The sequence below is a fragment of the Rhizobium sp. 2YAF20 genome, assembly GCF_052114685.1.
GTDB lineage: Bacteria > Pseudomonadota > Alphaproteobacteria > Rhizobiales > Rhizobiaceae > Rhizobium.
The window spans coordinates 35055-61055 of record NZ_JBFRFF010000020.1; the positions used below are offsets into that span (position 1 = coordinate 35055).

Consider the following 26001-nt stretch of genomic DNA (forward strand, 5'->3'; position numbering starts at 1 on the left):
CTATCGGCGCGGCGCCACCATGGCGGCGGCCGCGGTTCCGAGGCGTTGCTCTTCCAGCGGATTGAGCTTTGCCTCGATCTCGCGCACTTCCTTGGCGAGTAAATCCGCCAGCTCCGGTATGCGCTCGCGCGTCATCCGCGCACTGGTGAGATTGATCGCGATGGCCGCAATCGCATCACGACCCGGCGGCAGGATTGGGACGGCAATTGCCGAGATACCGGCAACGAGTTCGCCCTCGTCGAGTGCGTATCGCCTTTCTTTCAAAGTCGCGAGGTTATTCCTGATCTTTTGAACCGTCAGCGATCCGAAACTGCGGTAGAGCGGAGCGTTGGTCGACAGGATGACGTTGGCTTCCGCTTCCGGCAGGAACGCAAGGATGGCCTGGCTTGCCGGTCCTACGCCCATTGGAATTTGACCACCTATATGGCCGGTCAAGCTGTCGATGATATAGCTGCCTTGCTGCCGGTCAACACAGACGGTGTTGAAGCCCGCGCGCGCCATGAGAAAGACCGAGTCACCGGTGATGGCCGCAAGCCGCATAAGGGCAGGGCGGGAGACTTGACGCAGCCCCGTCCCGTCGGCCGCCGCAGCTCCCATGGCAAACAGCGCGAGTCCAAGCCGATACCGCTTTGTTTCTCGTTCCCGGTCAACCAGTCCGTGACGCTCAAGGGCGGTGACGATGCGGTGCACGGTCGGCTGCTTCAGGCTCATGGCCTCGCCGATCGCAGCCATCGATGCGCCGGTCTGCCCGATCTCACCAAGCAGCTTGAGGATCGCGACCGACCTGTCGAGCAGCTGTGTTCCGGTTACTGCGATCTCTTCTTTCGCCATGGATTTATCCCGATTCACGCTTGTGACGGGATTCCTATATCATGGCGCGGTTGTAAACAGCTATGAGGCAGGGCGGAGTGCCGCAAACAGCTCCTCGGGTGATCGGTGGATCCCCAAACTTGAGGCAGCCTGAATGAGGGCATCGATTTGCGGCTCGCAAAGCGACGCTTCTGCGGCCAGCCTTTGGAACTTGTTCTGACGCTCGGACGAGGAAAGCGGGTTTTGCGGCTCCCCTTTCGGGAGCAGAATCTCGATCGTTTCCACTTTGCCCTCCGCTGAAATCGTCACCCGCGCCGGCGTCGTCGCTGGGAAGGCGTCACGATAGGCGTCGCTGCTGACGAGACGGATCCGTTCTGCAAGAGCGACGACATTGGCGTCGCCAAGATAGGTCTCCTTCATCGGAAGAAGTGAGCCTGGGCCATGTACCAGGGCCAGTGCAACGCAGAACGGGATGCTGTACTGCGCCGCTTCAACTGATTGCGGCGCCGCCTGGTTCGGAAGGGTGAGCGCACGATCGAAGGTTTCCACCAACACGACGTCGATATCGTCGGGCCTGAGGTGCATTCGCGCCGCCAACGCCACGGCCCCGTCGATCGCCGCATGCCCCCAACGGCAGCAGCTGTAAAGCTTAAAGTAGGCACTCTCGATTGCCCATGTTTCTCCAAACGCGCCGAGAAGCCGCTGCCGGTCATATGTGGTCACATCATCAAGTATGTCTATCGGTCCACGGTGACCGGCAGCCGCGAGACTGACGGCCTGTAGCCCGTTCGCCGTCGCCCAGGGAATTCCTTCCTTGACCGTGTGTCCGAGGCGGGTCCAACCGGTCGCCGCCTGTGCAGTGGCAGTCTGCCCCGCGATCGATAGCGCATGGGTCATGACCGAGGTTGATACGCCCAACAGCCACGCCGCCGCCGCCGCAACACCAACACCACACCAAAGACCCGTGTCAGTGGTGCGCAGCCGCGTAATGTCCCTTGCCGCAGAGACGCGAACGGCGACCTCGTAGCCGATCGCTGTCGCAGTGAGAACGCGACTTGCGCTCGAGCCTAGTTGCTCGGCAATTGCCAATACGGCGGGGACGACGGCGGCAGCGGGATGACCTGACGCCAGCCTGTGCCCATCGTCGAGGTCGAGAGCCGCGGCATAGCTTGCATTCACGAAGGCGGCACCGGCGCTGGTGACGCGCGCTGTTGAAAACCAGATTGTCGAATGTCCGTGGCCCCATATCTCAAGCGCCGCCCGCTTTGATGCTTGGCCACCGTCCGTCGTAGCCCCGGCTGCGGCGACCCCAATCGTATCAAGAAGCGTTTGTCGAGTGGCCGCATAGGTTTCGTCCGGCAAGGCAACGACCGAAATGCAGTCGGCCGCAAGTTGTGCCAGCGCAAAGGGCTCAGCCACGATCTCTTCAGCACTCTCCTGGGTAGCATTCAAGTTTCGAGCACCCCTCGCTAGAAGTCGTTCTTTTGAATTACTTTCGATGTTGACATCCATAATATGGACTAATAGCGTGTCAACTGAAATCGCCGAGACTGGGGAATAAACATGATAAATACAGGAAGCCGGGGGTGTGTAAGGCTGCATTTGAACCAGCGCACACCCATACGCATGACCGTTGACGACCAGCAGGTCGTTGCCAGGGAGGGCGAAACTGTGATGACGGCTTTGCTAGCCAGTTTGGCTTACGTTCACAATTTTGAGTTTTACAGCGAGCGCCGCGCCGGTTTTTGTATGATGGGGGCATGTCAGGATTGCTGGCTTTGGCGCCGCAACGGAGAGCGTCTCCAGGCATGCACTAGCCTGGTTGAACAGGACATGAAATTGTCTACTGTGGCGCCGGAGACGGTTCGATGATCGCGCAAGATCCCGTCGTTATCATCGGGGCAGGACCGGCAGGGCTCGGCGCGGCAAAGGTGCTCGCTGAAGCCGGCCTGAGGCCGGTCGTGATTGAAGAAGGGCGACATCCCGGCGGCCAAATCTTCCGCATGCCGCAGTCCCAGCTGTCGCGCGACCTGAAGACGCTTTACGGTTTTGATGCGCCCCGGGCGCAGCGGTTTCGCAACGATGTCGCAGCAGTCGAACCGGCCATCGACTATCGTCCGAACACCCTGGTATGGGCTGCAGAACGTGGGACACTGCATCTCCTGCGCCAGCAGCAAGTCACTGTGCAGACCTGGTCTCGCCTAATCATTGCAACCGGCGCGACGGATCGTATCATTCCAATGAAGGGCTGGACAACGCCAGGGGTTTTCAGCCTAGGCGGCGCCCAGATAGCCCTGAAAGCCGAAGCCGCGATGATCGGTCGTCGCGTCGTGTTCGTTGGAACTGGCCCGCTGCTTTACTTGGTCGCCTATCAGTATGCCAAGGCGGGCGCGAAGGTCTGCGCCGTTCTCGAAACAGGCAAGCCGTTCGACGATTTTACTTTGCTGCCAAACCTGATGTCCGGGGGAGCCGTTTTTGCAAAGGGCCTTTACTACATTGCCTGGCTTCGGGCGCGAGGCATTCAAATCTGTACTGGCGTTATGCCGATTGAGGTCACAGCGACGAAGGGCGAGCAGGCGAGCGGGCTCTCTTACCTTCATAGAGGTCGCAACAAACACCTCTCATGTGACGCCGTAGCCATCGGTTATGGGCTGAAGGCGGAGACCCAGGTCGCGGATTTGGTTGGACTGGATTTCTATTTTGATCACCAGCACCGGCAATGGCTGCCCGTGGCGGATGCCTTTGGAAGGTCCTCGTCGCCCGACGTCTACATGGCCGGAGATGGACTGGCGATCCGTGGAAGTGAGATTGCCGCTTTGAGCGGGAGAGTTGCAGCGACGGCCCTTCTGAACGATGCCGGATATTCACACAAGCGAGATGCCGATAGCGACCGTCGCGCGATCCAACGCAATGGTCGATTTCGCGGCGCGCTCGATCGCGCCTTCGCCTATCCACATCAGATCGCTGCGGGCCTGCCGGACGAGACGGTTGTGTGCCGCTGTGAGGGTCTGACGGCAGGTGCAATCCGTCACGCGGTCAGCACCACCGGAGAGGCCGACATCAACCGTATCAAGGCATTCTGCCGCATCGGAATGGGACGCTGTCAAAGCCGACTTTGCGGCCAGACGGCTGCAGAGCTGATTGCCGCGTCCGCCGCGATCGACATCGAACGAGTTGGCCGCCTGCGTGGTCAGGCTCCGATCAAACCGGTCGCTTTGAGCGACCTGGCGGTGCGCCGATGAGAACATTCGATTTGGCCATTGTCGGTGGTGGTCTGGCCGGTTGCTCGACGGCTCTGCATGCTCGACGAAAGGGCGCCTCGGTACTGCTTTTGGAACGCGGCCGGTGCGGCGGCCAGGCAAGCGGGGTCAACTACGGCGGCGTTCGTCAGCAGGGCCGCGCGGCTTTTGAACTTCCATTGGCGCGTCGCAGCCGATCGATTTGGGGAGACCTCCAAAGCCTCATCGGCTCGGACTGCGAATTCCTTGCAACGGGACATCTCAAGCTGGCACGCAATGATGCCGACATGACAGAGCTCGTCGCGCATCAGGCATTGCTGAAGACCCATGGCATCCATGTAGACATTCTAGACCGGTCAGATTTGCGCCGACGCTATTCCTACATCGCCCCAGGCTATGCCGGGGCTTCCCTCTGCGCCGAAGATGGGCAGGCCAATCCGCGTCTTGTCGCACCTGCCTTCGCCCGCGCTGCGCGATCGCTCGGAGCCGATATCCGCGAACAGAGCCCAGTCGAGGGAATACAAGTCAATGACCAGGAATTTTTGATCACTCTGGCGAACGATCCGCTCCCCGTAAAAGCGCGCCGGCTGGTCAATACCGCTGGCGCTTGGGGTGCGACGATTGCCAACCATCTAGGAGACCAGGTTAACGAATACGTCATGGCCCCCAACATGGCCGTCACGGAGCCGATCGCTCCATTGATCGGGCCGAATCTCGGCATTTGCGGCGGAGACATTTACATTCGTCAGACACCGCATGGCAGCGTCATTTTCGGGAGCGGACTTGGTGACGCTGACCGGGATCGCCTTCGAGCGCGGCCGAAAGCGGATGTGACGATGAACGCCGCGAGAGCAGCGATCAAAATGGTGCCTGAGCTGGCAAACGTTCTCCTATTACGGAGCTGGACTGGCATCGAAGGACGGATGTCCGACGGACTGCCGGTCGTCGGACCGAGCGATAGAATTGCCGGGCTCTTTCACGCTTTTGGCTTTTCCGGTCACGGCTTCCAGCTGGGACCCGCCGTGGGAGCCGTGCTCGCCGAGCTCTGCCTCGATGGCTCTTCGCCGACACCACTCAAGGGGCTCTCCATTTCCCGGTTTGCGCAGCGCGCGACTACCGCGGGCGCTGATCGGCCAGCCAACCATTCCTGAAACGGTCACCACAACAAAGGGAACAGACATGCAACAGCTCATCTACAAATTTCTCGCAGGTATCATCGGAATTGCTGCCGGGCTCCACCCCGCGTTGGCAGGAGCGACCGATCCGGCCTACAAGTTAAGCGAACCCGGCTTGCTTTCCGTTGCCATCACTGGCGACATGCCCGGCCTGGTCGCACGGGACGGCAAGCTTACCGGCTACGACGGTGACATTCTGCAGATCGCCACAGAACGACTTGGGCTGACCATCAAGCCGGTGAGGATGGAATGGTCAGGAGCCATCGCGGCCGTGCAAACCGGGCGCGTGGACATCATTGGCGGCAACGTCGCCTGGACGCAACAGCGTGCCGAGACATTGTCTCTGACGGATCCAAGCGGCTATTTTCAAAATGGAATCACGTCGAAGAAGAGCTCCGGATGGCATACATTAAAAGACCTCGAGAACCGGAAAGTCGGCTCGATGACGGGCTTTTCGTTCCTGCCCGAGCTTAGAAGGATCAAAGGTCTAGAGTTGTCGCTCTACGACAGTTCCGATGCGGCTTTGCGGGACCTGCTTGCCGGCCGCGTCGACGCTCTCGTCGGTGATCCGCCCGTGATCGACTATGCCTTGTCCAAGAACGAGGACTGGGGCCTTGTGAACTTGCCGTTCAGTGACAACAACCCGGATTATCCACTTCTGACCGGCGTGGGACGGCAGTACGTCTTCGGTTTGTCAAAAGACAATGCTGCTCTTGCCAACGCGCTCAGTGCTGAAATCCGCAAGCTCTGGACGTCGTGCGAGGTCAAGGTCATCGGTCAACGCTACGGCAACCTGAACGAGGCCAACTACGTCCCGTCGGCGGAGAACTTCAGAGCCGGCGTGGATCGTGCTTCCGACTGGAAAGCGCCCGTGTGCGGTCGCTAGTTACCCGTCGCGGCCGGCGTATCCGGTCGCACCCATTCCTTGCGATGCACGGAGGCAGTTATGACCGCCGATATTCTCCTTGATGTCACCAACCTCGGCAAATCCTACGGCAATCTTGACGTTCTAAAAAATGTGTCATTCACCTTGCAGCGCGGCGAACGCATCGCACTGATCGGTCCCAGCGGCTCAGGGAAATCCACCTGTCTTCGGGCAATCAATTATCTGGCTCCGCCGACAGCTGGCGAAGTTCGGCTGGAGGGACAGGTGATCGGCCGATGCCGGGATGGACGCCTGATGACCGATCGCGAACTTGCCCCTCAGCGTGCGGAGATCGGGATGGTGTTTCAGCATTTTCATCTGTGGCCGCACCTCAGTGCGAAAGACAATATTGCGCTTCAACCACGCAAGGTTCGTGGGTTAACGAAGTCTGAGGCGGCGGAGCTTGCTCTAACACTCTTGACCAAAGTTCACCTCGGACACAAAGCCAACGAAATGCCGCACCGCCTGTCTGGCGGCCAGCAGCAGCGTGTGGCGATTGCTCGCGCTCTTGCGCAGCGGCCAAAGCTGCTTCTCTTCGACGAGCCGACCTCGGCGCTCGATCCCGAACTTGTTGGCGAGGTTCTGACAGTCATCAAGGAACTCGCAGGCGAGGGCAGGGCGATGGTTCTGGTCACCCATGAGATCGCCTTCGCGCGAGAAGTGGCCGACCGCATCGTGTTCATGGATGGCGGCCGGATCATCGAAGAGGGCCCGGCAAGGATCGTCCTCGACAATCCGCAGGCTCCTCGGCTGAGACAGTTTCTTGCAAGCCTGTCCGAGAGGGAGCGCCGCAATGGATAGCTCACTGCTAGAGGCAGTCGTCACGGCTTTGTTGTCGGGCGCCTGTGTCAGCGTCGAGGTGACGGCCGGTGCGCTCACAATGGCCCTGCTGATCGGGCTTGGCCTTGCGACAACCACTTATCTCAGCCGTAACCCACTTGTCGCCCTGCTCGTTCGTGCGTATGTGGAGGTGCTGCGGAACGTGCCAAGCCTGACCTTGCTCTTTCTCCTATATTTCGGGCTTGCGGCGCTTGGGCTGCGGCTCTCCTCCATGTGCGCTGCCATTGTCGGACTTGGCATGATCGGTGGCGCGGTCGCCGTTGATATTTTTTGCTCCGGTTTTCAGTCAGTCCCATCAGGACAAGGCGAAGCGGCAGCTGCGGTAGGGCTCACACCATTCAAGGCCTTTCGCTTGATCATCCTTCCGCAGGGCCTGCGGCTTGCCTTGCCGTCGCTTGGCAACTATGCAGTCGCCCTCGTCAAGGATACTTCGCTCGTCGCGGCAATCGCCGCGCCCGAGGTGATGTTCAATTCAAGGCAACTGGTGAATGAGACGTTTCAAACTGCTGCGATCTATGGTGCAGCTGCCATTCTTTACCTGATTTTGACGATGGCCGTGACGCAGACTGTGTCTCTCATCGAGCGCCGGCTGGAGATTGCCTGATGTTCGTTCAAACCATAGCCGCTCACATCAACGACTGGGCACCTCGCATGCTGGTGGGCATGCGGTTGACCCTTTCACTGACTGCGGGAGGATTTGGCCTAGCGTTCGTGCTGGCGCTGTTTCTCGAATATCTTCGATCCCGTCGCTCTTGGGTGCCGCGCTTGTTTGCTCGCCTTTATCTCGCGATCGCGCGCGGCGTGCCAATCCTGGTGATCCTGTATGTTCTCTATTTCGCCTTGCCTGGGACCGGCATCACCCTTCCAGCGCAGCTTGCCGGAACAACTGGCCTGGCCTTCGTATACGCCGCCTATCTCGCCGAAGTCTTTCGTAGCGGTCTGAATGCAGTTCCGGATGGTCAACGCGAGGCCGCTCTTTCGAGTGGACTGACGCCGTTCCAAACATTCCGTATCATTCTGCTGCCGCAGGCACTCAGGTACACCTTGGCGCCTTTATTGATTAATCTGATTTCACTTCTCAAGGATAGTTCGATCTGTGCGCTGATTGCAGTGCCGGAATTGACGTTGGTGTCCCGGGAAATCATGGCAGAAAGCTTCCTGCCCCTGCAGGTGTTCGTGCTGACCGCAAGTTTTTACTTTTCCTTGGCATGGCCGACTTCTCTTATTTCCCGGGCAATCGAGCGCCGCCTTAAACAAGGCTCCTCGAAACAGGCCACGTTCACATCAACGGCGCTGGTGCCTGAAGCGGCTCCGGCGCAGTGAAGGGCTTGCGCAAACCCGCCTGAGAACTGGACCTGAAAGAACGGTACGGACAAGAGTAGAAAACGGAGTGGGTACGAAGAAATTGATTAACATCGAGGCTCGTCCTGATTCGCCCCAACAGTCGGCGCACTTGTCGCGTGCTTAAGCCCAAAACATACGGCGCAGATACCAGAGTCGTTCCCCCATCAGTAACCTTCGACAAAACCTCGATCCGCTGCAGATAGCGCTCGCTCATCGCAATCAATCCCATCCGCTTGTCTCCTGCGTCATCAAACGCGGGGAGTGTGACATTCCAATTTTGCAGAAACAGGGCACTTCAACTTTGCGGTTGGGGAATCGACGCGCCGAAGCGCATCATCACCGACAACGGCATTTCGCGGTTGCCTCTCGACGAGCGGATCTTCGAATGGGTTCTGGTCGGCGTCGCAACGAATGTCTGTCTGTTTCCTCCGCACCACCGACTAGCGTCAAAAAAGGTGGTCACGCCGGAGGATCTAATTGGGGAATCGCGCATTGATATTGAACCCCAGTTTGCTTCCCATCAGATGAATGTGAACGCCATGCGTCACATGGGCGCCGAGCCAGATATCGCGGTCGAGTACGATGCAAATGGTCATGATGCCGGTTTTGTTGCGGCGGGTGTCGGCATATCGGTCACGAACGACATCGTTGCCAGAGAATATGGCCGCTTTGGCCAGGAGTTCCGCCGCTTCGAGCCAGGCGCGGTTTACCACTATGTCGTCTTCTGGCAAAAGGATCGGCAGCTAAGCGATGGACTATCCTACGCCCTGGAACAATTGGTGGAAGCTTTCTCGGAATGGCCTGCCCCTGAAAAGTGATCCTTTTTGAAGTATGGCTCGTGAGCCGAAGGAGGACATTGAAATGGCTGCAAAAAGACACACGGCGGAAGAGATCGTCACGAGTCATCGTAAACTTAACGACCGAGGACAAATCCGCCCCCAAGCGCTTGCTTTTCAAATGGCCTGAAGGCGAGCGATATCACTCCACATTTGCATGGCTGTGTTTCGCAGCTCGCGATGGCGGGCTGATGAGATATCGTGACGGGGGATGTGGAAAAGATTGGCGATCGGATCGTGGATGGCAATCACTTCGGCGGGAAAACGGTTGCGACGGTAACGAGGATCACGTGCAATTCTGGTCATGCTGCTACATCGCACGTTGTCTTCGATGGTTCATTAACGTTACGATGCCCTATCGATACTTGCTGACTTCAAACGATGCGATGCGTATCGTGCCGTTTCTTAATTTCGACCCGGAAGACGTGCCCATCTAGTCAAATTCTCGACGCGATGCGCTCCTCAAAGCCAATGTCTTCGGTATGCTGCCATCGAAACAGCCGCGGTACCTTGCGCTGTCGAACCAGGTCGGCTCGCCAATCAATCAAGCCTGCAAAGGAAGTCGGAAACAGTCTTCAGGCAGAGATCCTTTTCCTCGACATGCGGCATGTGGCTGGAATTCTCGAAGAGCACCCAGTCGCAATTTGGTACCCGGCTGATGTAAGGTTCGACCACCAGTGGGGTTGCTTCGTCGTATTTCCCCGAAATCAGCAGTGTGGGGACATTGATCTGGTGCAGGCGATCTTCGATCGTCCAATCTCTCATCGTCCCTATGACATGGAATTCCGTCGGACCATTCATGTTGCGGTAGACGGTATTGTCCTCGTCCATGATGGCAAAGGTTCGCGCCACCTCCGCCGGCCACGGCACGACACGGCAGACGTGACGGTCGTAGAAGACGCGGGAAGCGGCGACATATTCCGGATCGGCTAAGGTTTGCGCCAGCTCATGCCTGAGCAGGGTGTCCTGTATGTGCTGAGGCAATTCCAGCCGCAGACGATTGGCTTCCGAAACCCAGGTGTGCATATTGGCCGGCGAATTGGCGATCACCAGCCCCTTCAGGCCGTTCGGTTGTCTGACCGCATGTTCGGCGCCGAGCATACCGCCCCAGGATTGGCCGAGGAAAGCGTAGCGCTCCTGAATGCCGAGATGTTTCAGCAGCGCATCGAGTTCGTCCAGGAAAAGTGCAACCGTCCAGAAATCGGGCCCATTTCCCGGCAGGCGAGTCGAGTTGCCGTTGCCGAGCTGATCGTAGTGAATAACCGGTCGGCCATCGAGTGCAGCGATATCCTTGAAGGCATCGACGTAGTCATGGGTGCAGCCTGGCCCGCCGTGGGCGACGACGAGAGGAAGCCTGTCCGTCTCCAGCGATCCGGTAACACGATACCATGTCTGGTATTCGCGAAAAGGCAGGTAAGCTTCTTTAGACGTCACGGCGGCCACGGGCATCTCCATCTTCGCAAGCAGTGATGGAGAGCATAGCGTGGGCCGAAAGCCTTCGGCAGCTATCACAAGTTATAGGATCGCCGGTCGTCGAGCAGGCGGTAATGCGTGGCGCGCACAACGGCCTGCGTGCGGTTCTTGGCGCCGAGCTTCTTGGCCGCTGCGTTCAGGTGCATGACAACCGTCGGCACCGAGCGCTGGATGATCCGTGATATTTCCTTCGCGGAAAATCCTTCTGCCGAATGGCGCAAGCATTCACGCTCCCGATCCGTCAGGTGCATCTTGCCGACGTTCAGCGCTGCTGCGTCGAAGAGAGAATAGGCCGCCTCGTGAAAGACGTGCGCGAGCAGTCCGAAATCGGCGATGTGGCGAAATGCGTGTTTTTCGAAATCCTTGCTTTGCCCAAAGCTGACACCGGTCACCGTCGCATAGTCGCCACGCGGCATGTGAACGGGCACGGTCACGCCGGTCGACATATCGCGCTCGCTGAGATAGCGGGCGACGGGCTCGCTCTCCTCGCTCATAAAACGGTTGATAAGCGTGCCGGCGTTCCTGTCATAATTCCAGAAGAACGGCGTCGACGTGCGCAAGGCGACCTGCTGCACCGGATCGAAACGGAAATAGCCGCGATCACACCAGTACTCGTGCATGTCTTCGGAGATATTGCGCAGCTTTAGAAGCGACGGGATCATGATATCGCCGTTGAGATCGTAGGGCACCGGCGTGTAGTCGTAGATCAGTGCCTCAAAGCCAAGATTTTTCATGGCTTCGAATATCTGGTCGATCCGCCCATCCAGCGTCTGGTGGGTCGTGAACTTCCGTCTGATCGTCCCAATCTCGTCAAGCATAAGCGGCTCCGTCAGGCATTCATCCGCCACCCTATCACTTCTTATAGCTGGTATGGACAGCGGTTTCCGGTAAAAATTTAGCCATGCCCAAATGTTGAGCAAGAAGAATCTTCGCTTGGAGTAAATTACATGTGGCGCGAGATGCAGCCGGACGAACGCTACGAGGTCGAAGTCGACGGCTATCGCGTCGTCGCCTACAGCTTTGGTAGCGGCAGCGAAACCGTCTTCTGTCTCAATGGTGGCCCTGGCCTTCCCTGTGACTATCTGCGCGAGGCTCATTCCTGCCTCGTCGACAAGGGCTATCGCGTCGTGGCGTTTGATCAGCTTGGCACAGGGGCCTCCGACCGGCCGGACGATCGCGCGCTCTGGACCATCGGGCGTTATGTCGAGGAGACTGAAACCGTCCGGCAGGCGCTGGGGCTCGGCAAGGTCCATATGCTCGGACATTCCTGGGGCGGCTGGCTCGCGATTGACTATGCGTTGACCTATCCCGAATATCTTAGGTCGCTCATTCTGGAGGATACTGTCGCCGATATGCCGCATCTGGTCCTGGAACTGGAGCGACTGCGCGCGGCCCTCGGGCCAGAGACGGTAGCGATGATGCAAAAGCACGAAGCCCAGGGCACCTACGGCCATCCTGAATATCTGGCTGCCGTTACAATTCTCAACTATCGCCACGTCTGCCGGCTGCCGGAATGGCCGGCTCCTGTCAGGCGCTCCCTCGACGACTGGAACATGGGTCCCTATGCCACGATGCAGGGACCGAACGAATTTCTCTACATCGGCAATCTCAAGGACTGGAACCGCATTCCCGATCTGCCGCAGGTGACGGTGCCGGTGCTCATCACCACAGGCGAGCATGACGAGTTGACGCCGGCTTGCGCGCTCAGAATGAAACTTGCGCTCCCGAATGCGGAGCTGAAGGTTTTTGCCAACGCCAGCCACATGCCATTCTATGAGAACCCCGGGGACTACTATCCAGTGCTCCTCGATTTCCTGTCACGGCACAAGGCACTGTAATGCAGGAACATCCGAGCCAAAATCGACGAAAGCAAAGGGGCACCAGCCACGATGCATCGCTATAAGTTCGTATTGACCCGCCCCCTGCAGTTCCTTCCGGTTCTCTTCGGCATCAGCGTCATCACCTTCATCCTCGTGCGCCTCATTCCCGGTGATCCCGCCCGCAATATTCTCGGCACCCGCGCCACGCCGACGGCGATCGCCAACATCCGTGCCCAGTACGGCCTCGATCAACCGCTATGGCTTCAATATTTCTATTTCCTGCGCAATCTGGCCGATGGCGAGATGGGCAAATCCATCCTCTACAAGATCGACGTGCTGAAGCTCATCCTCACCCGTCTCGAACCGACGGTGGCACTGGTGCTTTCGAGCGTCATCCTGTCGATCCTGATTGCGCTTCCGATGTCTGCACTCGCTGCCCGCAACAGCGGCCGCGCGCCTGATCACGTTGTCCGTATCCTATCGACCTTCGGTATCGGTTTTCCGCCCTTCTGGCTCGGATTGATGCTCATCATCCTTTTCAGCGTCGACCTCGGTCTGCTTCCCGTCTCCGGCTACGGCAGTACGATCGTCGAGAAGCTTGGGCATCTCGTTCTGCCGAGCCTGACGATCGCGTTGTCGCTATCGACCGTCCTCACTCGCAGCCTGCGCGCCGCGATGATCGAGTCTCTGAAATCCGATGTGGCAACCGCGGCACGTGCCCGTGGGATGCCCGAGGGCATCGTCTTCCGGCGGCATGTGCTGCCCAATTCGATTGTGCCGACCATCAATCTCCTCGCCGTCAATATCGGCTGGCTGATTGGTGGAACAGTCGTGGTCGAAAGCGTGTTTGCTCTTCCCGGCATGGGGCAACTTCTGGTGCGCGCCATCTTCTCCCGCGATTATATGGTGGTTCAGGGTGTCGCCATGGTCTTTGCCTGCGCCACCGTGCTCGTCAATTTCATTGCCGATATCGTCACCGTCGCTGCGGATCCGAGGGTGAGGCTATGAGCGTCGAGGCTATCGCTCCTCTGGCGTTGGGCTGGCGCCGCTTCTTCAGGAAACGGCTGACGCTTTCAGTTGGCGGCGGAATATTGTTGTTCTTCCTGCTGCTGGCGATCGGCGCACCCCTCTTTGCACCCTATGATCCGATCCTGCAGGGTGGCGACGTTCGCCTGCAGGCCCCATCCTGGCTGCACCCCTTCGGCACCGACAATTTTGGCCGCGACATTCTTTCCCGCGTCGTCTGGGGGACACGCATCGATCTGCAGATCGCGGTCATCGGCGTCGTCTTTCCGTTTGTGATCGGCACCACGGTCGGGACGATCGCAGGCTTCTTCGGCGGAATCGTCGACGCGCTGTTCATGCGCCTCGTCGATATCATCCTGGCGTTCCCTTTCCTGGTTCTAATGCTGTCGATCATTGCCATTCTCGGTCCTGGTCTTGGCAGTTTCTACATCGCGATGGCATTGGTCGGGTGGGTCTCCTATGCGCGCCTGATCCGCGCCCAGATGTTGATCCTTAAAAGCAGTGACTACGCAGTTGCGGCCGTGAGCCTCGGTTTTAGCCGTTCGCGCATCATGTTTCGACACCTCCTGCCGAATGCGATCGCGGGGTCGCTGGTTTTTTCGATGTCAGATGCCGTCCTGGTTCTGCTGAGTGGAGCGGCGGTCAGCTATCTCGGGCTTGGCGTCCAGCCCCCGCTTGCCGAATGGGGCGTGATGGTCGCCGACGGCCAGAGTTTCGTTACGACTGCGTGGTGGATCACGCTTTTCCCGGGCCTGTCCATTGTCTGCCTGGCCTTCGGCTTCAGCATGCTCGGCGATGCGCTTGGCGAACTTCTGGGAGTGCACGAATGAGCGCTCCCGTTCTTTCCGTGCGCGACCTGACCGTCAGAGCATATCTCGATGACGGTATCCGCACGTTGATCGATGCTGTTTCGCTCGACCTGTGCCAAGGTGAAATCCTTGGCCTAGTGGGCGAAAGCGGTTCCGGCAAGAGCCTGTTCTGCCGATCGCTGGTCAGATTGCTGCCCTCTTCACTGCTGAAGATTGAAAGCGGATCGGTGCTGATGGGAGGGCGCGATCTCACCCGGATCAGTGGCGCCGAGATGCTGAACGTTCGCGGCGGCAAGATCGGCATGATCTTTCAGAATCCGACGAGCCATCTCGATCCGGTCATGAGGATTGGCGAGCAAATCGCCGAAGGTATCCGCTTTCACCAGGGGCTGAACGCCCGCGAGGCGCGCACTGCAGCTACCGAGATCCTCGCACAAGTCGGTTTTCCCGATCCGATCCGGCAATATGACAGCTACGCCCATGAGTTTTCTGGCGGCATGCGCCAGCGAGCGATGATCGGGGTGGCATTGTCCTGCAATCCGAAAATCCTGATTGCCGACGAGCCGACGACCGCGCTCGACGTCACCATACAGGCGCAAATTCTTCGGCTCCTGATGGATATTCGCGACGAACGCGGCCTCTCGATCATCCTCATTACCCACGACCTCGGCATCGTCGCCCAGACCTGCGATCGAATTGCAGTGCTTCGCGGCGGCCAGCTGCTCGAAGAGGGCCCCAAGCGCAACATACTCTCGAATCCGCAGGACCCATACACGATCAGCCTGATCGCCAGCCATCCCTCAATGCCTGACGGGATGCCGACTGGTGCAGACGAAACAAAGCCGGCGCCGGGTATCAAACCGTTGCTTGAAGTCGACGACCTCTATGTCCGGTTCGCCGTCGGCGGCAATTTATTCAAAGGTCGCGCCAAGACCGTGAGCGCCGTGTCGGGCGTCAGTCTCCGGATCCTGCCGGGCGAGAGCGTCGGTGTCGTTGGCGAGTCGGGCAGCGGTAAGAGCACGCTTGCCCGTGCCATTCTCGGGCTGACACCGCTGTCCTCCGGCCACGTCACGTTCGACGGCGTCGATCTCGCGCAGCATAAGAGCGCAGCCCTTACCAAGCTGCGGGGCGAAACCGCGATGGTGTTTCAGGACCCCTACAACGCTCTCAATCCACGCTTGAGGATCGGCGACATGCTTGCCGAAGTGCTGAAGGTTCAGGGGAAGATCAGCACCGCAGATATTCCCGCGCGGATCGGCGAACTGCTAGACCTTGTCGGGCTCGAACGAGAGTTCGCAAGCCGCAAGCCGCGCAGCATGAGCGGCGGCCAATGCCAGCGCGCCGGCATCGCGCGGGCGCTGGCTGTCGATCCGAAGCTCATCATCGCCGATGAATGCGTCGCCGCCCTCGACGTGACGATCCAGGCTCAGATCATCGATCTGTTCCGCGACCTGAGGCGGAAGATGAATCTGACGCTGATCTTTATCGCCCATGATCTCGCGATTGTGCGCAATCTCTGCGATCGCGTCGTCGTCCTGTATCAGGGCGAAATCGTGGAGGAGGGTTTTTCCGATGAAATCTTCACCCGGCCGAAACACGCCTACACCGCAGCCCTCATCGCCGCCATTCCCGACATCAATCCGGATAAGCCGCTCCTTCGCGCCATCGGCGGCGAACCAGAATTCATGACGCAGCAACCAATCAAATGCATGCAATAACAACAAGGGAACGAATTCATGATCAACAGGTGGAAGACAATCGGACTTGCAGCCATCGTGGCTGGCCTCACTCTCAGCGCAGGTTTTGCCGAAGCGGCAGGCGTATTGACCATCGGTCGTCGCGAAGATTCGACGACATTCGATCCGATCAAGACGGCGCAGAATATCGACAACTGGGTTTTCTCGAACGTCTATGACGTGCTTGTGCGTGTCGATAAGAACGGCACCAAGCTCGAGCCCGGTCTCGCCGAAAGCTGGACTGTCTCCAGCGACGGCCTGACCTATACCTTCAAGATCCGGGACGCCAAGTTTTCCGACGGTTCGCCGCTCACGGCAGAGGACGCGGCCTACAGCCTCCTTCGCATCCGCGACGACAAGGCTTCGCTCTGGAGCGATTCCTACAAGGTCGTCGATACGGCCGTTGCCACGGATGCCCGTACGTTGACGGTCAAGTTAAAGAACCCGTCGGCACCATTTCTTTCAACCCTGGCGCTGCCGAACAGTTCGGTAATCTCCAAGAAGGGCATGGAAGCGCTCGGCTCGGACGGCTACAGCGATAAGCCGATCGCATCGGGCGCCTTCGTCGTCGACGAATGGCGTCGCGGCGACCGCGTCATTCTAAAGAAGAACCCTTTCTTCTGGCAGGCCGACCGGGTCAAGCTCGACGGCGTCGAATGGATATCGGTACCGGATGACAACACGCGAATGCTGAACGTGCAGGCAGGCCAACTCGATGCTGCCATCTTCGTTCCTTTCTCCCGCGTCGAGGAATTGAAGAAGGATCAGAACCTCAACGTCGATATCGACCCTTCAACCCGCGAAGACCATCTTCTCATCAACCACGAGCACGGTGCGCTTGCCAAGAAGGAAGTCCGCCAGGCTCTGGACATGGCGATAGATAAGAAGGCAATCATCGACGCGGTCACCTTCGGCCAAGGCCAGGTTGCCAACTCTTACATTCCGAAAGGCGCCCTCTACTACTACCCTGAAAACATGCAGCGACCCTATGATCCGGAGAAGGCTAAACAGACGTTGGCCGCTGCCGGCGCTTCCGATCTGACGCTGAACTATCTGCTGAGAGCCGGCGACGAAGTCGATGAGCAGATCGCAGTACTACTACAGCAGCAGCTTCAGAAGGCAGGCATCACCGCCAAGCTCCAGAAGGTCGATCCGAGCCAGGAGTGGGACATGACGGTCGCCGGCGACTATGACATCTCAGTTAACTATTGGACGAACGACATTCTCGATCCGGACCAGAAGACGACCTTCGTCCTCGGCCACGACTCCAACAACAACTACTCGACCCACTACAAGAACGAAAAGGTGAAGGAGCTGGTCGCAGCAGCCCGTCTGGAACTCGATCCGGTCAAACGTGAACAAATGTATGTCGACCTGCAGAAAATGGCCAAGGACGACGTCAACTGGATCGATCTCTACTATAGTCCCTATATTAACGTCTCGCGCAAGAACATCGACAATTTCTATCAGAACCCGCTTGGCCGTTTCTTCCTGGAGGATACGGTGAAGAATTGAGCCGAGTAACGCCGGGCACAGAAATGTGTCCGGATCGGTGGCCCGCGCAGGCCCCCCCCAATAGATCCGACAGTTAGTTTTGTGAACGCGGGTTGCGACCAATTGCGATCGTGGCCCGCTCTCGCCGGCTGTTGAAGAAGTTCCAATGGGCTCGATGCCGTTTAGATGCATCGGGGCAAACACGGACGGTTTTTTCTGTTTGGCCGTGAAGGAGAGGCATAGATTCCTTTAATCTAGTATTTTTATAGACAATATTTGGAGCAACCTTGGAGAGGAAAGCCCATGGCAGGTCTCAAACTCGTCGGTATAGCCGGCAGCTTCAACCGCCCGTCGAAGACCCTTGCGCTTGTGCGGCACGTTGCCGAACGTGCGAGCGGCCAATATGGATTTGTGAACAGGACCTACGATCTCCACGATGTCGGTCCGTCGCTCGGCGGGGCCTTGTGGCGAAAGGATCTTGACGATCAGGCCAAGCGCGTTATTGACGACATCGTGCACTCCGATGCCTTGATCATCGGCTCGCCGACTTACAAGGGATCTTATCCCGGTTTGTTTAAGCACCTGATCGATCTGATCGACCCGCAAGAGCTTCGAGGCAAGCCCATCGTCATCACTGCAACGGGTGGGGGCGACCGGCATGCGCTGATGGTCGAGCATCAGCTTCGGCCACTGTTCGGTTTCTTCATGGCCCATTCGTTGCCGACAGCGGTTTATGCATCCGACCGGGATTTCACCGACTACGAGGTGTCGTCCGAACCACTCTACAACCGGATCAGTGACGTGGTTGCCGAACTGGCAGCTTTCTTTCCGGAGGCCAGTCGAGCGTTGGCGGCGGCAGAATAAGGAGCGGCGCGGTGGATCGGCATGAAGACGCTGAGCGGAATGACGCGAACAGGCCGCTGGCAAACGAACAACCCTGGAGCGTCTCCGACTTCGCACGACGTTATCGTCTGGCGAAAAGAGAGGAAAACCGCCTGCTCATGCTCTACGGGCCTATGGCACCGTTTCGTGATCTTCTTACCACGGCCCGACGTCATTTGTTGACTTCACAGTGAGCGGAAACACCGGTCGCTGAAAGAGATGGAGATTCGCAAAAAATTGGGGGAGGGACGACTGAGGCCGATCGCTTCGTCTTCGTCCGCTTTTGCGATGTGAGGTGAAAATCCACATGTCCGACATCGTCGATGACCTATTGCATCTCAGCGAGGACCCGAACTCTGATCCGAAGTGTTATCGGAGGTAAACCATAAAGCGTCTGGTGCTCGCGCTTGCGAAATGGCTGATCGCGGGGTCGGCCTAGACGAAGCGCAACATCGTGCCTCGATCATGCAGCTGGCGTCGATCGTCGGCGATATGGCAGGCAAGATTGTCCAAGCCGACGATCTGACGTTTTCGGCAATCGTCAAGGAGGCCGCGACGCTCGTCGTGAGGCAGCAGCGGCGTCAGACTGAAATGACCAGATTTACGATGCATTGACGCGTGACCGACCTCCGAGAGCAACAAGCAAACGAAAGACAATCGACGAGGTGCATTTTCTATGCCCGGTAGATCAAAGATGGCCCTGACGGATGAGTTGGTTTCGCTCAGTTTCCGATTGGAAGTGGATCCGGGCCTGGAGCCCCATCGAACACCGCTCAGCGAAGGCGAGTTGGAAGCCCTCGCAAAACGGCTTCTTGATGAGTCAAAGGGCGAGCCGCTTTGGATTTTTGCCTACGGATCGTTGATCTGGAAGCCGGACTTCAATGCCGTCGAGTCTCTGCATGCTACCGCAAGGGGGTGGCACCGATCATTCTGCCTGAAGATGACACGTTGGCGAGGATCGCAGGCGCAGCCCGGGCTGATGATGGCTCTCAGTCCGGGAGGTCGCTGCAACGGCGTCGTCTTCAGACTAAGTGAAGATGACCGCCTCGGCCAGATCCGACGAATGATCCGTCGAGAGATCGGAAGTGTCGATGACATTTCGACTGCTCGCTGGATCCAGGTCGAGACAGCAGATGGAACTCGAAGGGCGCTGGTTTTTTGGGCTGGACCAAAAGGTGAGCGCGTTTGCCACAATCTGCCGTTGGAAACGGTAGCCAGTGTACTTGCGCGAGCTTGTGGCCACATGGGTTCGTGCGCCGAATATCTGTACCTTACGGTCAAGCACCTGGAAGAGTGGGGCATTCGCGATCGAAATCTGTGGCAACTTCAAAAGCTGGTCGCTCGTGAAATCAAAGTTATCCATAGCCAAGAATATCAGAGAGAGCGGCTTGGCACTGCCAATATCGCGTCGCATGCCGCGTGCTCGTGACGTTTGGCCGGCGCCCGATCTGGCTTTACACGCAGGTGGCTTTTTCCCCTTCGCCTCCCTCAAAGAGAATTCCGTTTCTTATAATCTATTTTATCTACTGATTTTATAGACTAAGTTTTGCAACTCCGCGAAGGGAACGGACGATCAATGTCCTACCTCCTCAGTCTTCTCGACAAAAGTCCAATCGAACAGGGCAGTACAGCGGTAGACGCTTTACGCAGCACGGTGAGGCTCGCCGTCAGGGCGGAGGAACTCGGCTATCACCGCTTCTGGGTCGCCGAACATCACAACATGGCCAATCTCGCGAGCTCCGCACCGGAAACGCTGATCGCTTACTTGCTTGCTAGTACTACGAAGATCCGCGTCGGCTCCGGTGGTGTGATGCTCCAGCATTACAGCGCTTACAAAGTCGCCGAGACCTTTAATCTTCTGGCGTCGCTTGCACCCGGTCGGGTCGACCTCGGTGTCGGCAAAGCGCCGGGCGGCTTCCCGCTGTCGACACGCGCGCTGCAGGCGGCAGTCGATCCAGCCAGGAAGCCCGAATTCGGGGACCAGCTTTCGGATATCAATACCTACCTCGCTGCCGATCCAAACTACGACGGCGCTCAGGCAACCCCTTTCCCGCCGACCGCACCCGAACGCTTCCTGCTGGGCGCTTCCGTCGAGAGCGCGAAGCTTGCTGCGGAGAAGGGTTGGGAACTTGTTTTCGCAGGTCATCTGAACGGCGATCCGGAAAATCTTCGCAAAACCTTTGAGGTGTACGAGCAAGCGTCGGGCGGCAAGAGCCCCATCCTGGCGCTCAATGCCTTTGCCGCTGAAAGCGTGGAGCATGCACGCCAGCGTGTCGGCGATCTCCGCATTGTCAAGATTTTCTTGCCCAACGGTCAGACCATCAACGTCGGCAGCGAGGAACAAGCGGCCGAATTCGCGCGACAAGCCGGTATCACCGACTACCGCACCGAGGAAAAGGTGCCAAGCGTGTTGCACGGGACTGCCAAACAGATCCGCAAGGAGTTGGACGACATACACCGCCGATACGGCGTCAAGGAATTCATTCTCGATACGCCGGCGCTGACGGCCGCCGAACGCTTCGCGTCGATCGAGTTGCTCGCCAAGGAGCGGCTATCCCTGGCCGCCTGAATTTGCCTCAAAAAGGACTGATCCCATGGCTCAGAAACACGTCACATTCGGCATCATGCTGCAAGGCCCCGGTGGCCACATGAACGCCTGGAAACATCCAAGCGGCCCGGCCGATGCCAGCGTCAATTTCGAGTTCTTCGTCAACACCGCCCGCAAGGCGGAAGCGGCAGGCATCGCTTTCGCCTTTGTCGCCGATGGTCTCTACATCAACGAGCAGTCGATCCCGCATTTCCTCAATCGCTTCGAACCAATCTCCATCCTTTCGGCGCTTTCAGCCTCGACTTCGAAGATCGGTCTGGTCGGCACGGTCTCGACCTCCTATAGCGACCCATTTACGATTGCCCGGCAATTCGCAACGATCGATCTGATCAGCGGTGGTAGGGCAGGCTGGAATGCGGTGACCTCACCGCTAGAAGGTTCGGGCCGGAATTACAGCCGCGAGCATCCGGAACACGAGCTGCGCTACGAGATCGCCGACGAATACCTCGATGCCATCAAGGGCCTCTGGGATTCATGGGACGACGACGCCTTCATCCGTGACCGCGAAGCGGGCGTCTATGCCGACAAGACAAAGCTGCATCGGCTCAATCACAAGGGCCGCTTCTTCCGCATCGAAGGGCCGCTGAATATCGGCCGATCCAAACAAGGACAGCCGGTCATCTTCCAGGCAGGGGCTTCGGATTCGGGTATCCGGCTTGCGAGCAAGCACGCCGATGCCGTCTTCACCAATGGCGGTCCGATCGAAGAGGCGCAAGCCTTCTATCGGCAGCTCAAGGACAGCGTGATTGCCCATGGGCGGTCGGCCGCGGAGGTCGGCATTTATCCTGGCATCGGCCCGATCGTCGGGGCGACAGCTGACGAGGCGGAGGCCAAGTATCAGGCAATCCGCAACCTCGTCACTGTCGAGGAGGCGCTGCTCTATCTCGGTCGCTTCTTCGACCACCACGATTTTAGCGTTTATCCGCTGGACGAGCCATTCCCCGACCTCGGCGATATCGGCCGCAACAATTTCCGCGCTACCACCGATCGTATCAAGAAGACGGCGCGCGACAAAGGGTTGACGCTGCGCGAGATTGCGCTCGACGTCGCCACCCCACGGACCAAGTTCATTGGCACGGCGGTTCATATCGCCAATGAGATTGTCCGCTGGGTCGATGGGGAGGCTGCCGATGGCTTCATCCTCGGCTTTCCCGTAATCGCCGAAGGTTTTGACGATTTCGCGGAGCACGTCCTGCCGATCCTCGAGAAGCGCGGCTATTTCAACCCGGTACTCAAGGGCGAGACGCTGCGTGATCATCTGGGGCTGCCTTATCGCGAAAGTCGCTATGCCGCGAAAGAAGAAGTGCAACATGGAAAGGCCGTTGGCGCATGAGCGTCGGGGAAACCACCATGAACGTCATCGCTCCTATCAGCGGCTCAAACGATCCCGTCGAGAGCGGGATTGCTGCCTATCTCGACGAGATTATCGCACTGCGCCGCGACCTGCATCAATATCCGGAGCTCGCCTTCCAGGAGCGCCGAACGAGCAAGATCATTGCCTCCAAGCTTTCCTCCTGGGGCTACGAGGTGGCGACGGGCATTGCCGGAACCGGCATCGTCGCCACCCTCAAGCGAGGAAGTGGAGAGAAGCGGATCGGCATTCGCGCAGACATGGACGCGCTGCCGATCGAGGAGGCGACGGGGCTCGATTATGCCAGCAACAATCCTGGCGTCATGCATGCCTGCGGCCACGACGGCCACGCTTCGATCCTGCTGGCCGCGGCTCGCTATCTTGCAGAAACAGGAAATTTCAACGGCACGCTTCGATTGATCTTCCAGCCGGCCGAAGAGATCGGCGCTGGCGCCCGGAGGATGATCTCCGAAGGCCTGTTCGAGCGCTTTCCGGTCGATGCCGTCTTCGGGCTGCACAACTGGCCCGGCGTGCCGACAGGCCAGTTCGGCTTTGTCGAAGGCGCTGCCATGGCCTCGGTCGATCAGGCAAACATCAGGATTGTCGGCAAAGGTGGCCATGGGGCCGAGCCCCACCGCGCCATCGACCCGGTTCTTGCCTCTGCGTCGTTCATTACAGCGCTGCAGAGCGTGGTTTCGCGCAACGTCGATCCGCAGGAGATGGCGGTCGTGACAGTCGGCTCGATCCATGCCGGATCCGCCTCGAACGTCATTCCCGAGAGCGTGGAATTGAAACTCACCATGCGCGCCTTCAACGAGCGCGTCAGGGAGCAGTTAAAGGAACGAATTCCAGCCCTTGCCCGTGCCCAGGCCGAAAGCTTCGGCGCGTTAGCGGAAGTGGACTACAGGCTCGGCTTTCCGGCGCTGACCAATCATCGCGAAGAAACCGCGTTTGCTCGCGAGGTTGCGATCGACACCTTCGGTGGAGCCAAAGTCGAGATCGATTTCAAACCGCGCACGGCAAGCGAGGATTTCGCCTTCATGCTGCAGGCGCAGCCCGGCAGCTATCTCTTCGTCGGCAACGGCGACAGCGCCCCATTGCATAGCGCCCACTACAATTTCGACGACGTGATCATAGCCCCCGCCGCCCGCTACTGGGTGCGATTGGCCGAAACCTTTCTCCGATGATGTCAGCAGGATTGGTGAATGAAATGAGCGATACTTTTCTCTACACAACGCCGCTTGATCTAAGGGCAAAGCCACTGATCGACGAGCTGATCCATGAATATGACAGCCGCTATGGCACCTATTTCAATGCCGAGGGTGCCGCCGCTGAATTGAACCGCTATCCGCCTGAAGCCTTTGCGCCGCCCGATGGCAATTTCCTGCTGTTGATCCGCGGTGGCGAGACCATCGGCGGCGGCGCATTCAAGCACTATGACGAGCGAACGGCCGAATTCAAAAGGGTCTGGACACGCTCGGATCTGCGTCGCCAGGGGTTGGCCAAGAAGGTTCTGATCGAACTGGAATACCAGGCCGCACGGCAAGGATACGAGCGCGTCTATCTGACCACCGGTTTCCGCCAGCCTGAGGCGGTCGGGCTCTATTTGAACTACGGCTATACGGCGCTGTTCGACGTCAACGTCGATCCTGAAATCCACAAAACGCTGCCTTTCGAGAAGGACATACGGCATCTCGCCGAACTGCGCGCTTTCGAAAGCGAGGGCGCGGAACGGCAACTGCGTCGCGCAGGCGGAAGCATCTGAGGCGGGCTGGAGAATCCATAAAGGGGAAAGCATCATGGCACTGACGACAGATTTCGCGGGCATCGAACCTGGCAGCAGGATCGCCGAACCAAGGCAGGACTATTCCCGTTATCGAATCGTACCCGCTCGCCATCCCGGTCGGTTGGCGGGCAGCATATTCGCCACGCTGGTCATCGTCGCGGTGCTCTATTCCACCTTCACCAATCCACGCTGGGGTTGGGGGGTCTTTTCCCAGTGGTTCTTTGCCGAGCCTGTTCTCGTTGGCCTTGGCAGGACGCTGCTCTTGACGGTGCTTGCAGCCTTTTCCGGCTCTATCCTCGGCACAGCTCTGGCGCTCGCTCGCGTGTCCAGGTCGCCACTGCTTTCCGGCCTGTCCTGGGGCTATATCTGGCTGTTGCGCTCCATACCGGTGATCGTGCTTCTGCTGATATTGAATAACCTCGGCTACCTCTACGCGACGATCACGATCGGCATTCCGTTCACAGACACCGTGTTCATCAACTATCCAACGGTGCAGTTGCTTACCCCCTTTGCCGCCGCCTTCCTCGGCCTCACACTCAACCAGTCGGCGTTCTTCGCCGAGATCGTGCGCGGCGGCATTTTGTCCGTCGATCAGGGGCAGTTGGAGGCAGCCTCTGCGCTCGGCCTGTCGCGCCGCCGCCAGGCTTTCCGCATCGTGTTGCCGCAGGCCATGCGCTCCATCCTGCCGACCGGCTTCAATGAGCTTATCGGATTGGCGAAGAGCACGTCGATGGTCTATGTGCTGGCGCTGCCGGAGCTCTTTTATACGGTCCAGGTTATCTATCGTCGCAACCTTGAAGTCATTCCGCTGCTGATGGTAGCAACGGTCTGGTACCTGATCATCATGACGGTGCTGTCGATCGCCCAGCATTACATCGAGCGCTATTTTTCTAAGGGCGCCGTTCGCAATCCGACGCCGCTGCCCTTCCAGGCATTCTTCCGACGGTTCCGCCAGCCGCTGCCGGGCATCAGTGCGGGGAACGACACCGTGTGGAAGGTCGGCTTCCGGGACGCGGCAGCCCTCAGGGCAGCAGGTGGCGCCGTGCGCATCCACGGTATTTCGAAGAGCTATGGTTTGCTCAAAGTGCTGGACACCATCGAACTCAACCTTCCCGCAGGCAGCGTCACTGCCATCCTCGGCCCGTCGGGCTCAGGCAAGTCGACGCTGCTGCGTGCGATAAACCATCTCGAACGTGTCGACGACGGCTTCATCTCGGTCGACGGCGATCTCGTTGGATACTCTCAGAAGGGCGACACGCTCCACGAGCTTAAGGAGAGCGACATTCTGAAGCGGCGCGCCGATATCGGCATGGTCTTCCAGAACTTCAACCTCTTCCCGCACTTGACCGTCCTCGAAAACCTGATCGAGGCACCGATCCAGGTGCGCGGGTTAAGCCGTGAGGCGGCTATCCAGCTGGCGCTGGAGCTGCTTGCACGTGTCGGCCTCAGCGACAAGATCAACGCCTATCCGCGCCAGCTTTCCGGCGGCCAGCAACAGCGCGTTGCGATCGCCCGCGCGCTGGCGCTGCGCCCCAAAGTTCTGCTCTTCGACGAGCCGACCTCGGCTCTCGATCCGGAGCTGGTCGGGGAAGTGCTCGACGTCATCAAGGAACTTGCCCGCACCGGCACGACGCTCGTCATCGTCACCCATGAGGTCGGCTTTGCCCGCGAAGTCGCCGATACGGTGGTCTTCATGGAGGGCGGCCACGTTCTCGAAGTCGGTCCGCCGGCCCGTGTCTTCAACGAAGCTCAACATCCGCGTACCCGCGAATTCCTGGCCAAAGTTCTCTAGCAGCCAGGCTCGCCCAGAAAACGCCGGCCGCGACCGGCGACCGGAACCTGACGTT

25 protein-coding genes and 3 pseudogenes are annotated in these 26001 nt (G+C 58.8%); 22 read left to right on the top strand and 6 right to left on the bottom strand.

The features are described from left to right. Both AB4Z52_RS21105 and AB4Z52_RS21110 read right to left on the bottom strand, forming a co-directional pair. Entirely contained in the window at nucleotides 1–831 is an 831-nt protein-coding gene (locus tag AB4Z52_RS21105; protein ID WP_442219873.1) for an IclR family transcriptional regulator, read from the bottom strand. A 60-nt stretch (nucleotides 832–891) separates the two neighbouring features. Then, nucleotides 892–2262: an MmgE/PrpD family protein gene (locus AB4Z52_RS21110; RefSeq protein WP_442219874.1), complete on the bottom strand. Its 1371-nt coding sequence runs from the start codon at nucleotides 2260–2262 to the stop codon at nucleotides 892–894. Nucleotides 2263–2436: 174 nt separating this feature from the next. Here AB4Z52_RS21110 and AB4Z52_RS21115 point away from each other — a divergent pair, with 174 nt between their 5' ends. The 7 genes from AB4Z52_RS21115 to AB4Z52_RS21145 are packed head-to-tail and all read left to right on the top strand — an operon-like array spanning nucleotide 2437 to nucleotide 8312. Next, nucleotides 2437–2682 (top strand): (2Fe-2S)-binding protein, encoded by a 246-nt coding sequence (locus AB4Z52_RS21115; protein ID WP_442219875.1) that lies wholly within the window; start codon nucleotides 2437–2439, stop codon nucleotides 2680–2682. Continuing rightward, a complete protein-coding gene (locus tag AB4Z52_RS21120) occupies nucleotides 2679–4052 on the top strand; it encodes an NAD(P)/FAD-dependent oxidoreductase (RefSeq protein ID WP_442219876.1) in 1374 nt (457 codons plus the stop codon). Before AB4Z52_RS21115 ends, AB4Z52_RS21120 begins: the two co-directional genes overlap by 4 nt. Beyond that, the gene (locus tag AB4Z52_RS21125; RefSeq protein WP_442219877.1) at nucleotides 4049–5200 is read left to right on the top strand and encodes an NAD(P)/FAD-dependent oxidoreductase; all 1152 of its coding nucleotides are present in this window, start codon (nucleotides 4049–4051) and stop codon (nucleotides 5198–5200) included. Before AB4Z52_RS21120 ends, AB4Z52_RS21125 begins: the two co-directional genes overlap by 4 nt. 28 nt (nucleotides 5201–5228) lie before the next feature. Continuing rightward, a complete protein-coding gene (locus AB4Z52_RS21130; protein ID WP_442219878.1) occupies nucleotides 5229–6110 on the top strand; it encodes a substrate-binding periplasmic protein in 882 nt (293 codons plus the stop codon). A gap of 60 nt (nucleotides 6111–6170) precedes the next feature. Continuing rightward, on the top strand, nucleotides 6171–6950 hold the full coding sequence (locus tag AB4Z52_RS21135; protein ID WP_442219879.1) for an amino acid ABC transporter ATP-binding protein: 780 nt from the start codon (nucleotides 6171–6173) through the stop codon (nucleotides 6948–6950). After that, entirely contained in the window at nucleotides 6943–7593 is a 651-nt protein-coding gene (locus AB4Z52_RS21140; RefSeq protein WP_442219880.1) for an amino acid ABC transporter permease, read from the top strand. Before AB4Z52_RS21135 ends, AB4Z52_RS21140 begins: the two co-directional genes overlap by 8 nt. Further along, the gene (locus tag AB4Z52_RS21145; protein ID WP_442219881.1) at nucleotides 7593–8312 is read left to right on the top strand and encodes an amino acid ABC transporter permease; all 720 of its coding nucleotides are present in this window, start codon (nucleotides 7593–7595) and stop codon (nucleotides 8310–8312) included. Before AB4Z52_RS21140 ends, AB4Z52_RS21145 begins: the two co-directional genes overlap by 1 nt. Nucleotides 8313–8412: 100 nt before the next feature. Here the strand turns inward: AB4Z52_RS21145 and AB4Z52_RS21150 are convergent. Continuing rightward, a pseudogene (locus AB4Z52_RS21150) lies at nucleotides 8413–8562 on the bottom strand (ISNCY family transposase); the annotation flags it as partial. A gap of 109 nt (nucleotides 8563–8671) precedes the next feature. Here AB4Z52_RS21150 and AB4Z52_RS21155 point away from each other — a divergent pair. Next, nucleotides 8672–9151 (top strand): annotated as a pseudogene (locus AB4Z52_RS21155) (LysR substrate-binding domain-containing protein); the annotation flags it as partial. Nucleotides 9152–9286: 135 nt separating this feature from the next. Here the strand turns inward: AB4Z52_RS21155 and AB4Z52_RS21160 are convergent. From AB4Z52_RS21160 to AB4Z52_RS21170, 3 genes and pseudogenes are all read right to left on the bottom strand, one after another. Continuing rightward, nucleotides 9287–9415 (bottom strand): annotated as a pseudogene (locus AB4Z52_RS21160) (IS6 family transposase); the annotation flags it as partial. Nucleotides 9416–9709: 294 nt separating this feature from the next. Next, entirely contained in the window at nucleotides 9710–10624 is a 915-nt protein-coding gene (locus AB4Z52_RS21165; protein WP_442219882.1) for a proline iminopeptidase-family hydrolase, read from the bottom strand. Between the two features lie 53 nt (nucleotides 10625–10677). Then, nucleotides 10678–11460, bottom strand: coding sequence for a helix-turn-helix transcriptional regulator (locus tag AB4Z52_RS21170; protein WP_442219883.1), 783 nt, complete (start codon nucleotides 11458–11460; stop codon nucleotides 10678–10680). 129 nt (nucleotides 11461–11589) lie between these two features. On the opposite strand from AB4Z52_RS21170, the gene AB4Z52_RS21175 reads away from it, so the two are divergent. The 14 genes from AB4Z52_RS21175 (at nucleotide 11590) to AB4Z52_RS21240 (ending at nucleotide 25946) form a co-directional block, all read left to right on the top strand. Continuing rightward, complete coding sequence (locus AB4Z52_RS21175) at nucleotides 11590–12480, top strand: proline iminopeptidase-family hydrolase (RefSeq protein WP_442219884.1); 891 nt, start codon at nucleotides 11590–11592, stop codon at nucleotides 12478–12480. A 51-nt stretch (nucleotides 12481–12531) separates the two neighbouring features. Next, the gene (locus AB4Z52_RS21180; RefSeq protein WP_442219885.1) at nucleotides 12532–13470 is read left to right on the top strand and encodes an ABC transporter permease; all 939 of its coding nucleotides are present in this window, start codon (nucleotides 12532–12534) and stop codon (nucleotides 13468–13470) included. Further along, on the top strand, nucleotides 13467–14318 hold the full coding sequence (locus tag AB4Z52_RS21185) for an ABC transporter permease (RefSeq protein ID WP_442219886.1): 852 nt from the start codon (nucleotides 13467–13469) through the stop codon (nucleotides 14316–14318). Before AB4Z52_RS21180 ends, AB4Z52_RS21185 begins: the two co-directional genes overlap by 4 nt. Continuing rightward, nucleotides 14315–16015: a dipeptide ABC transporter ATP-binding protein gene (locus tag AB4Z52_RS21190; protein WP_442219887.1), complete on the top strand. Its 1701-nt coding sequence runs from the start codon at nucleotides 14315–14317 to the stop codon at nucleotides 16013–16015. Before AB4Z52_RS21185 ends, AB4Z52_RS21190 begins: the two co-directional genes overlap by 4 nt. An 18-nt stretch (nucleotides 16016–16033) precedes the next feature. Next, a complete protein-coding gene (locus AB4Z52_RS21195; protein WP_442219888.1) occupies nucleotides 16034–17548 on the top strand; it encodes an ABC transporter substrate-binding protein in 1515 nt (504 codons plus the stop codon). A gap of 282 nt (nucleotides 17549–17830) precedes the next feature. Beyond that, a complete protein-coding gene (gene msuE, locus AB4Z52_RS21200) occupies nucleotides 17831–18391 on the top strand; it encodes an FMN reductase (RefSeq protein ID WP_442219889.1) in 561 nt (186 codons plus the stop codon). 11 nt (nucleotides 18392–18402) lie between these two features. Next, nucleotides 18403–18603 carry a hypothetical protein gene (locus AB4Z52_RS21205; RefSeq protein ID WP_442219890.1) on the top strand — a complete coding sequence of 67 codons (201 nt, stop codon included), beginning with the start codon at nucleotides 18403–18405 and terminating at the stop codon, nucleotides 18601–18603. Between the two features lie 220 nt (nucleotides 18604–18823). After that, nucleotides 18824–19024, top strand: a complete 201-nt coding sequence (locus AB4Z52_RS21210) for a hypothetical protein (RefSeq protein WP_442219891.1) — start codon at nucleotides 18824–18826, stop codon at nucleotides 19022–19024. 61 nt (nucleotides 19025–19085) lie between these two features. Continuing rightward, complete coding sequence (locus AB4Z52_RS21215) at nucleotides 19086–19838, top strand: gamma-glutamylcyclotransferase (RefSeq protein WP_442219892.1); 753 nt, start codon at nucleotides 19086–19088, stop codon at nucleotides 19836–19838. 147 nt (nucleotides 19839–19985) lie between these two features. Further along, nucleotides 19986–20978, top strand: a complete 993-nt coding sequence (locus tag AB4Z52_RS21220) for an LLM class flavin-dependent oxidoreductase (RefSeq protein WP_442219893.1) — start codon at nucleotides 19986–19988, stop codon at nucleotides 20976–20978. A gap of 25 nt (nucleotides 20979–21003) precedes the next feature. After that, nucleotides 21004–22350, top strand: a complete 1347-nt coding sequence (locus tag AB4Z52_RS21225; RefSeq protein ID WP_442219894.1) for an LLM class flavin-dependent oxidoreductase — start codon at nucleotides 21004–21006, stop codon at nucleotides 22348–22350. Between the two features lie 17 nt (nucleotides 22351–22367). Continuing rightward, nucleotides 22368–23555 carry a M20 aminoacylase family protein gene (locus tag AB4Z52_RS21230; protein WP_442219895.1) on the top strand — a complete coding sequence of 396 codons (1188 nt, stop codon included), beginning with the start codon at nucleotides 22368–22370 and terminating at the stop codon, nucleotides 23553–23555. A 23-nt stretch (nucleotides 23556–23578) separates the two neighbouring features. Further along, nucleotides 23579–24133 (top strand): GNAT family N-acetyltransferase, encoded by a 555-nt coding sequence (locus AB4Z52_RS21235; protein ID WP_442219896.1) that lies wholly within the window; start codon nucleotides 23579–23581, stop codon nucleotides 24131–24133. 34 nt (nucleotides 24134–24167) lie between these two features. After that, nucleotides 24168–25946, top strand: coding sequence for an amino acid ABC transporter permease/ATP-binding protein (locus tag AB4Z52_RS21240; RefSeq protein ID WP_442219897.1), 1779 nt, complete (start codon nucleotides 24168–24170; stop codon nucleotides 25944–25946). The last annotated feature ends 55 nt before the right edge of the window (nucleotides 25947–26001 follow it).

What these genes read in the sequence shown, in the direction of transcription:
- AB4Z52_RS21105 (WP_442219873.1), bottom strand. Translation starts at nt 831, where the DNA reads ATGGCGAAAGAAGAGATCGCAGTAACCGGAACACAGCTGCTCGACAGG.
- AB4Z52_RS21115 (WP_442219875.1), top strand. Translation starts at nt 2,437, where the DNA reads ATGACCGTTGACGACCAGCAGGTCGTTGCCAGGGAGGGCGAAACTGTG.
- AB4Z52_RS21120 (WP_442219876.1), top strand. Translation starts at nt 2,679, where the DNA reads ATGATCGCGCAAGATCCCGTCGTTATCATCGGGGCAGGACCGGCAGGG.
- AB4Z52_RS21125 (WP_442219877.1), top strand. Translation starts at nt 4,049, where the DNA reads ATGAGAACATTCGATTTGGCCATTGTCGGTGGTGGTCTGGCCGGTTGC.
- AB4Z52_RS21130 (WP_442219878.1), top strand. Translation starts at nt 5,229, where the DNA reads ATGCAACAGCTCATCTACAAATTTCTCGCAGGTATCATCGGAATTGCT.
- AB4Z52_RS21135 (WP_442219879.1), top strand. Translation starts at nt 6,171, where the DNA reads ATGACCGCCGATATTCTCCTTGATGTCACCAACCTCGGCAAATCCTAC.
- AB4Z52_RS21140 (WP_442219880.1), top strand. Translation starts at nt 6,943, where the DNA reads ATGGATAGCTCACTGCTAGAGGCAGTCGTCACGGCTTTGTTGTCGGGC.
- AB4Z52_RS21145 (WP_442219881.1), top strand. Translation starts at nt 7,593, where the DNA reads ATGTTCGTTCAAACCATAGCCGCTCACATCAACGACTGGGCACCTCGC.
- AB4Z52_RS21165 (WP_442219882.1), bottom strand. Translation starts at nt 10,624, where the DNA reads ATGGAGATGCCCGTGGCCGCCGTGACGTCTAAAGAAGCTTACCTGCCT.
- AB4Z52_RS21170 (WP_442219883.1), bottom strand. Translation starts at nt 11,460, where the DNA reads ATGCTTGACGAGATTGGGACGATCAGACGGAAGTTCACGACCCACCAG.
- AB4Z52_RS21175 (WP_442219884.1), top strand. Translation starts at nt 11,590, where the DNA reads ATGTGGCGCGAGATGCAGCCGGACGAACGCTACGAGGTCGAAGTCGAC.
- AB4Z52_RS21180 (WP_442219885.1), top strand. Translation starts at nt 12,532, where the DNA reads ATGCATCGCTATAAGTTCGTATTGACCCGCCCCCTGCAGTTCCTTCCG.
- AB4Z52_RS21185 (WP_442219886.1), top strand. Translation starts at nt 13,467, where the DNA reads ATGAGCGTCGAGGCTATCGCTCCTCTGGCGTTGGGCTGGCGCCGCTTC.
- AB4Z52_RS21190 (WP_442219887.1), top strand. Translation starts at nt 14,315, where the DNA reads ATGAGCGCTCCCGTTCTTTCCGTGCGCGACCTGACCGTCAGAGCATAT.
- AB4Z52_RS21195 (WP_442219888.1), top strand. Translation starts at nt 16,034, where the DNA reads ATGATCAACAGGTGGAAGACAATCGGACTTGCAGCCATCGTGGCTGGC.
- msuE (WP_442219889.1), top strand. Translation starts at nt 17,831, where the DNA reads ATGGCAGGTCTCAAACTCGTCGGTATAGCCGGCAGCTTCAACCGCCCG.
- AB4Z52_RS21210 (WP_442219891.1), top strand. Translation starts at nt 18,824, where the DNA reads ATGGCTGATCGCGGGGTCGGCCTAGACGAAGCGCAACATCGTGCCTCG.
- AB4Z52_RS21215 (WP_442219892.1), top strand. Translation starts at nt 19,086, where the DNA reads ATGCCCGGTAGATCAAAGATGGCCCTGACGGATGAGTTGGTTTCGCTC.
- AB4Z52_RS21220 (WP_442219893.1), top strand. Translation starts at nt 19,986, where the DNA reads ATGTCCTACCTCCTCAGTCTTCTCGACAAAAGTCCAATCGAACAGGGC.
- AB4Z52_RS21225 (WP_442219894.1), top strand. Translation starts at nt 21,004, where the DNA reads ATGGCTCAGAAACACGTCACATTCGGCATCATGCTGCAAGGCCCCGGT.
- AB4Z52_RS21230 (WP_442219895.1), top strand. Translation starts at nt 22,368, where the DNA reads ATGAACGTCATCGCTCCTATCAGCGGCTCAAACGATCCCGTCGAGAGC.
- AB4Z52_RS21235 (WP_442219896.1), top strand. Translation starts at nt 23,579, where the DNA reads ATGAGCGATACTTTTCTCTACACAACGCCGCTTGATCTAAGGGCAAAG.
- AB4Z52_RS21240 (WP_442219897.1), top strand. Translation starts at nt 24,168, where the DNA reads ATGGCACTGACGACAGATTTCGCGGGCATCGAACCTGGCAGCAGGATC.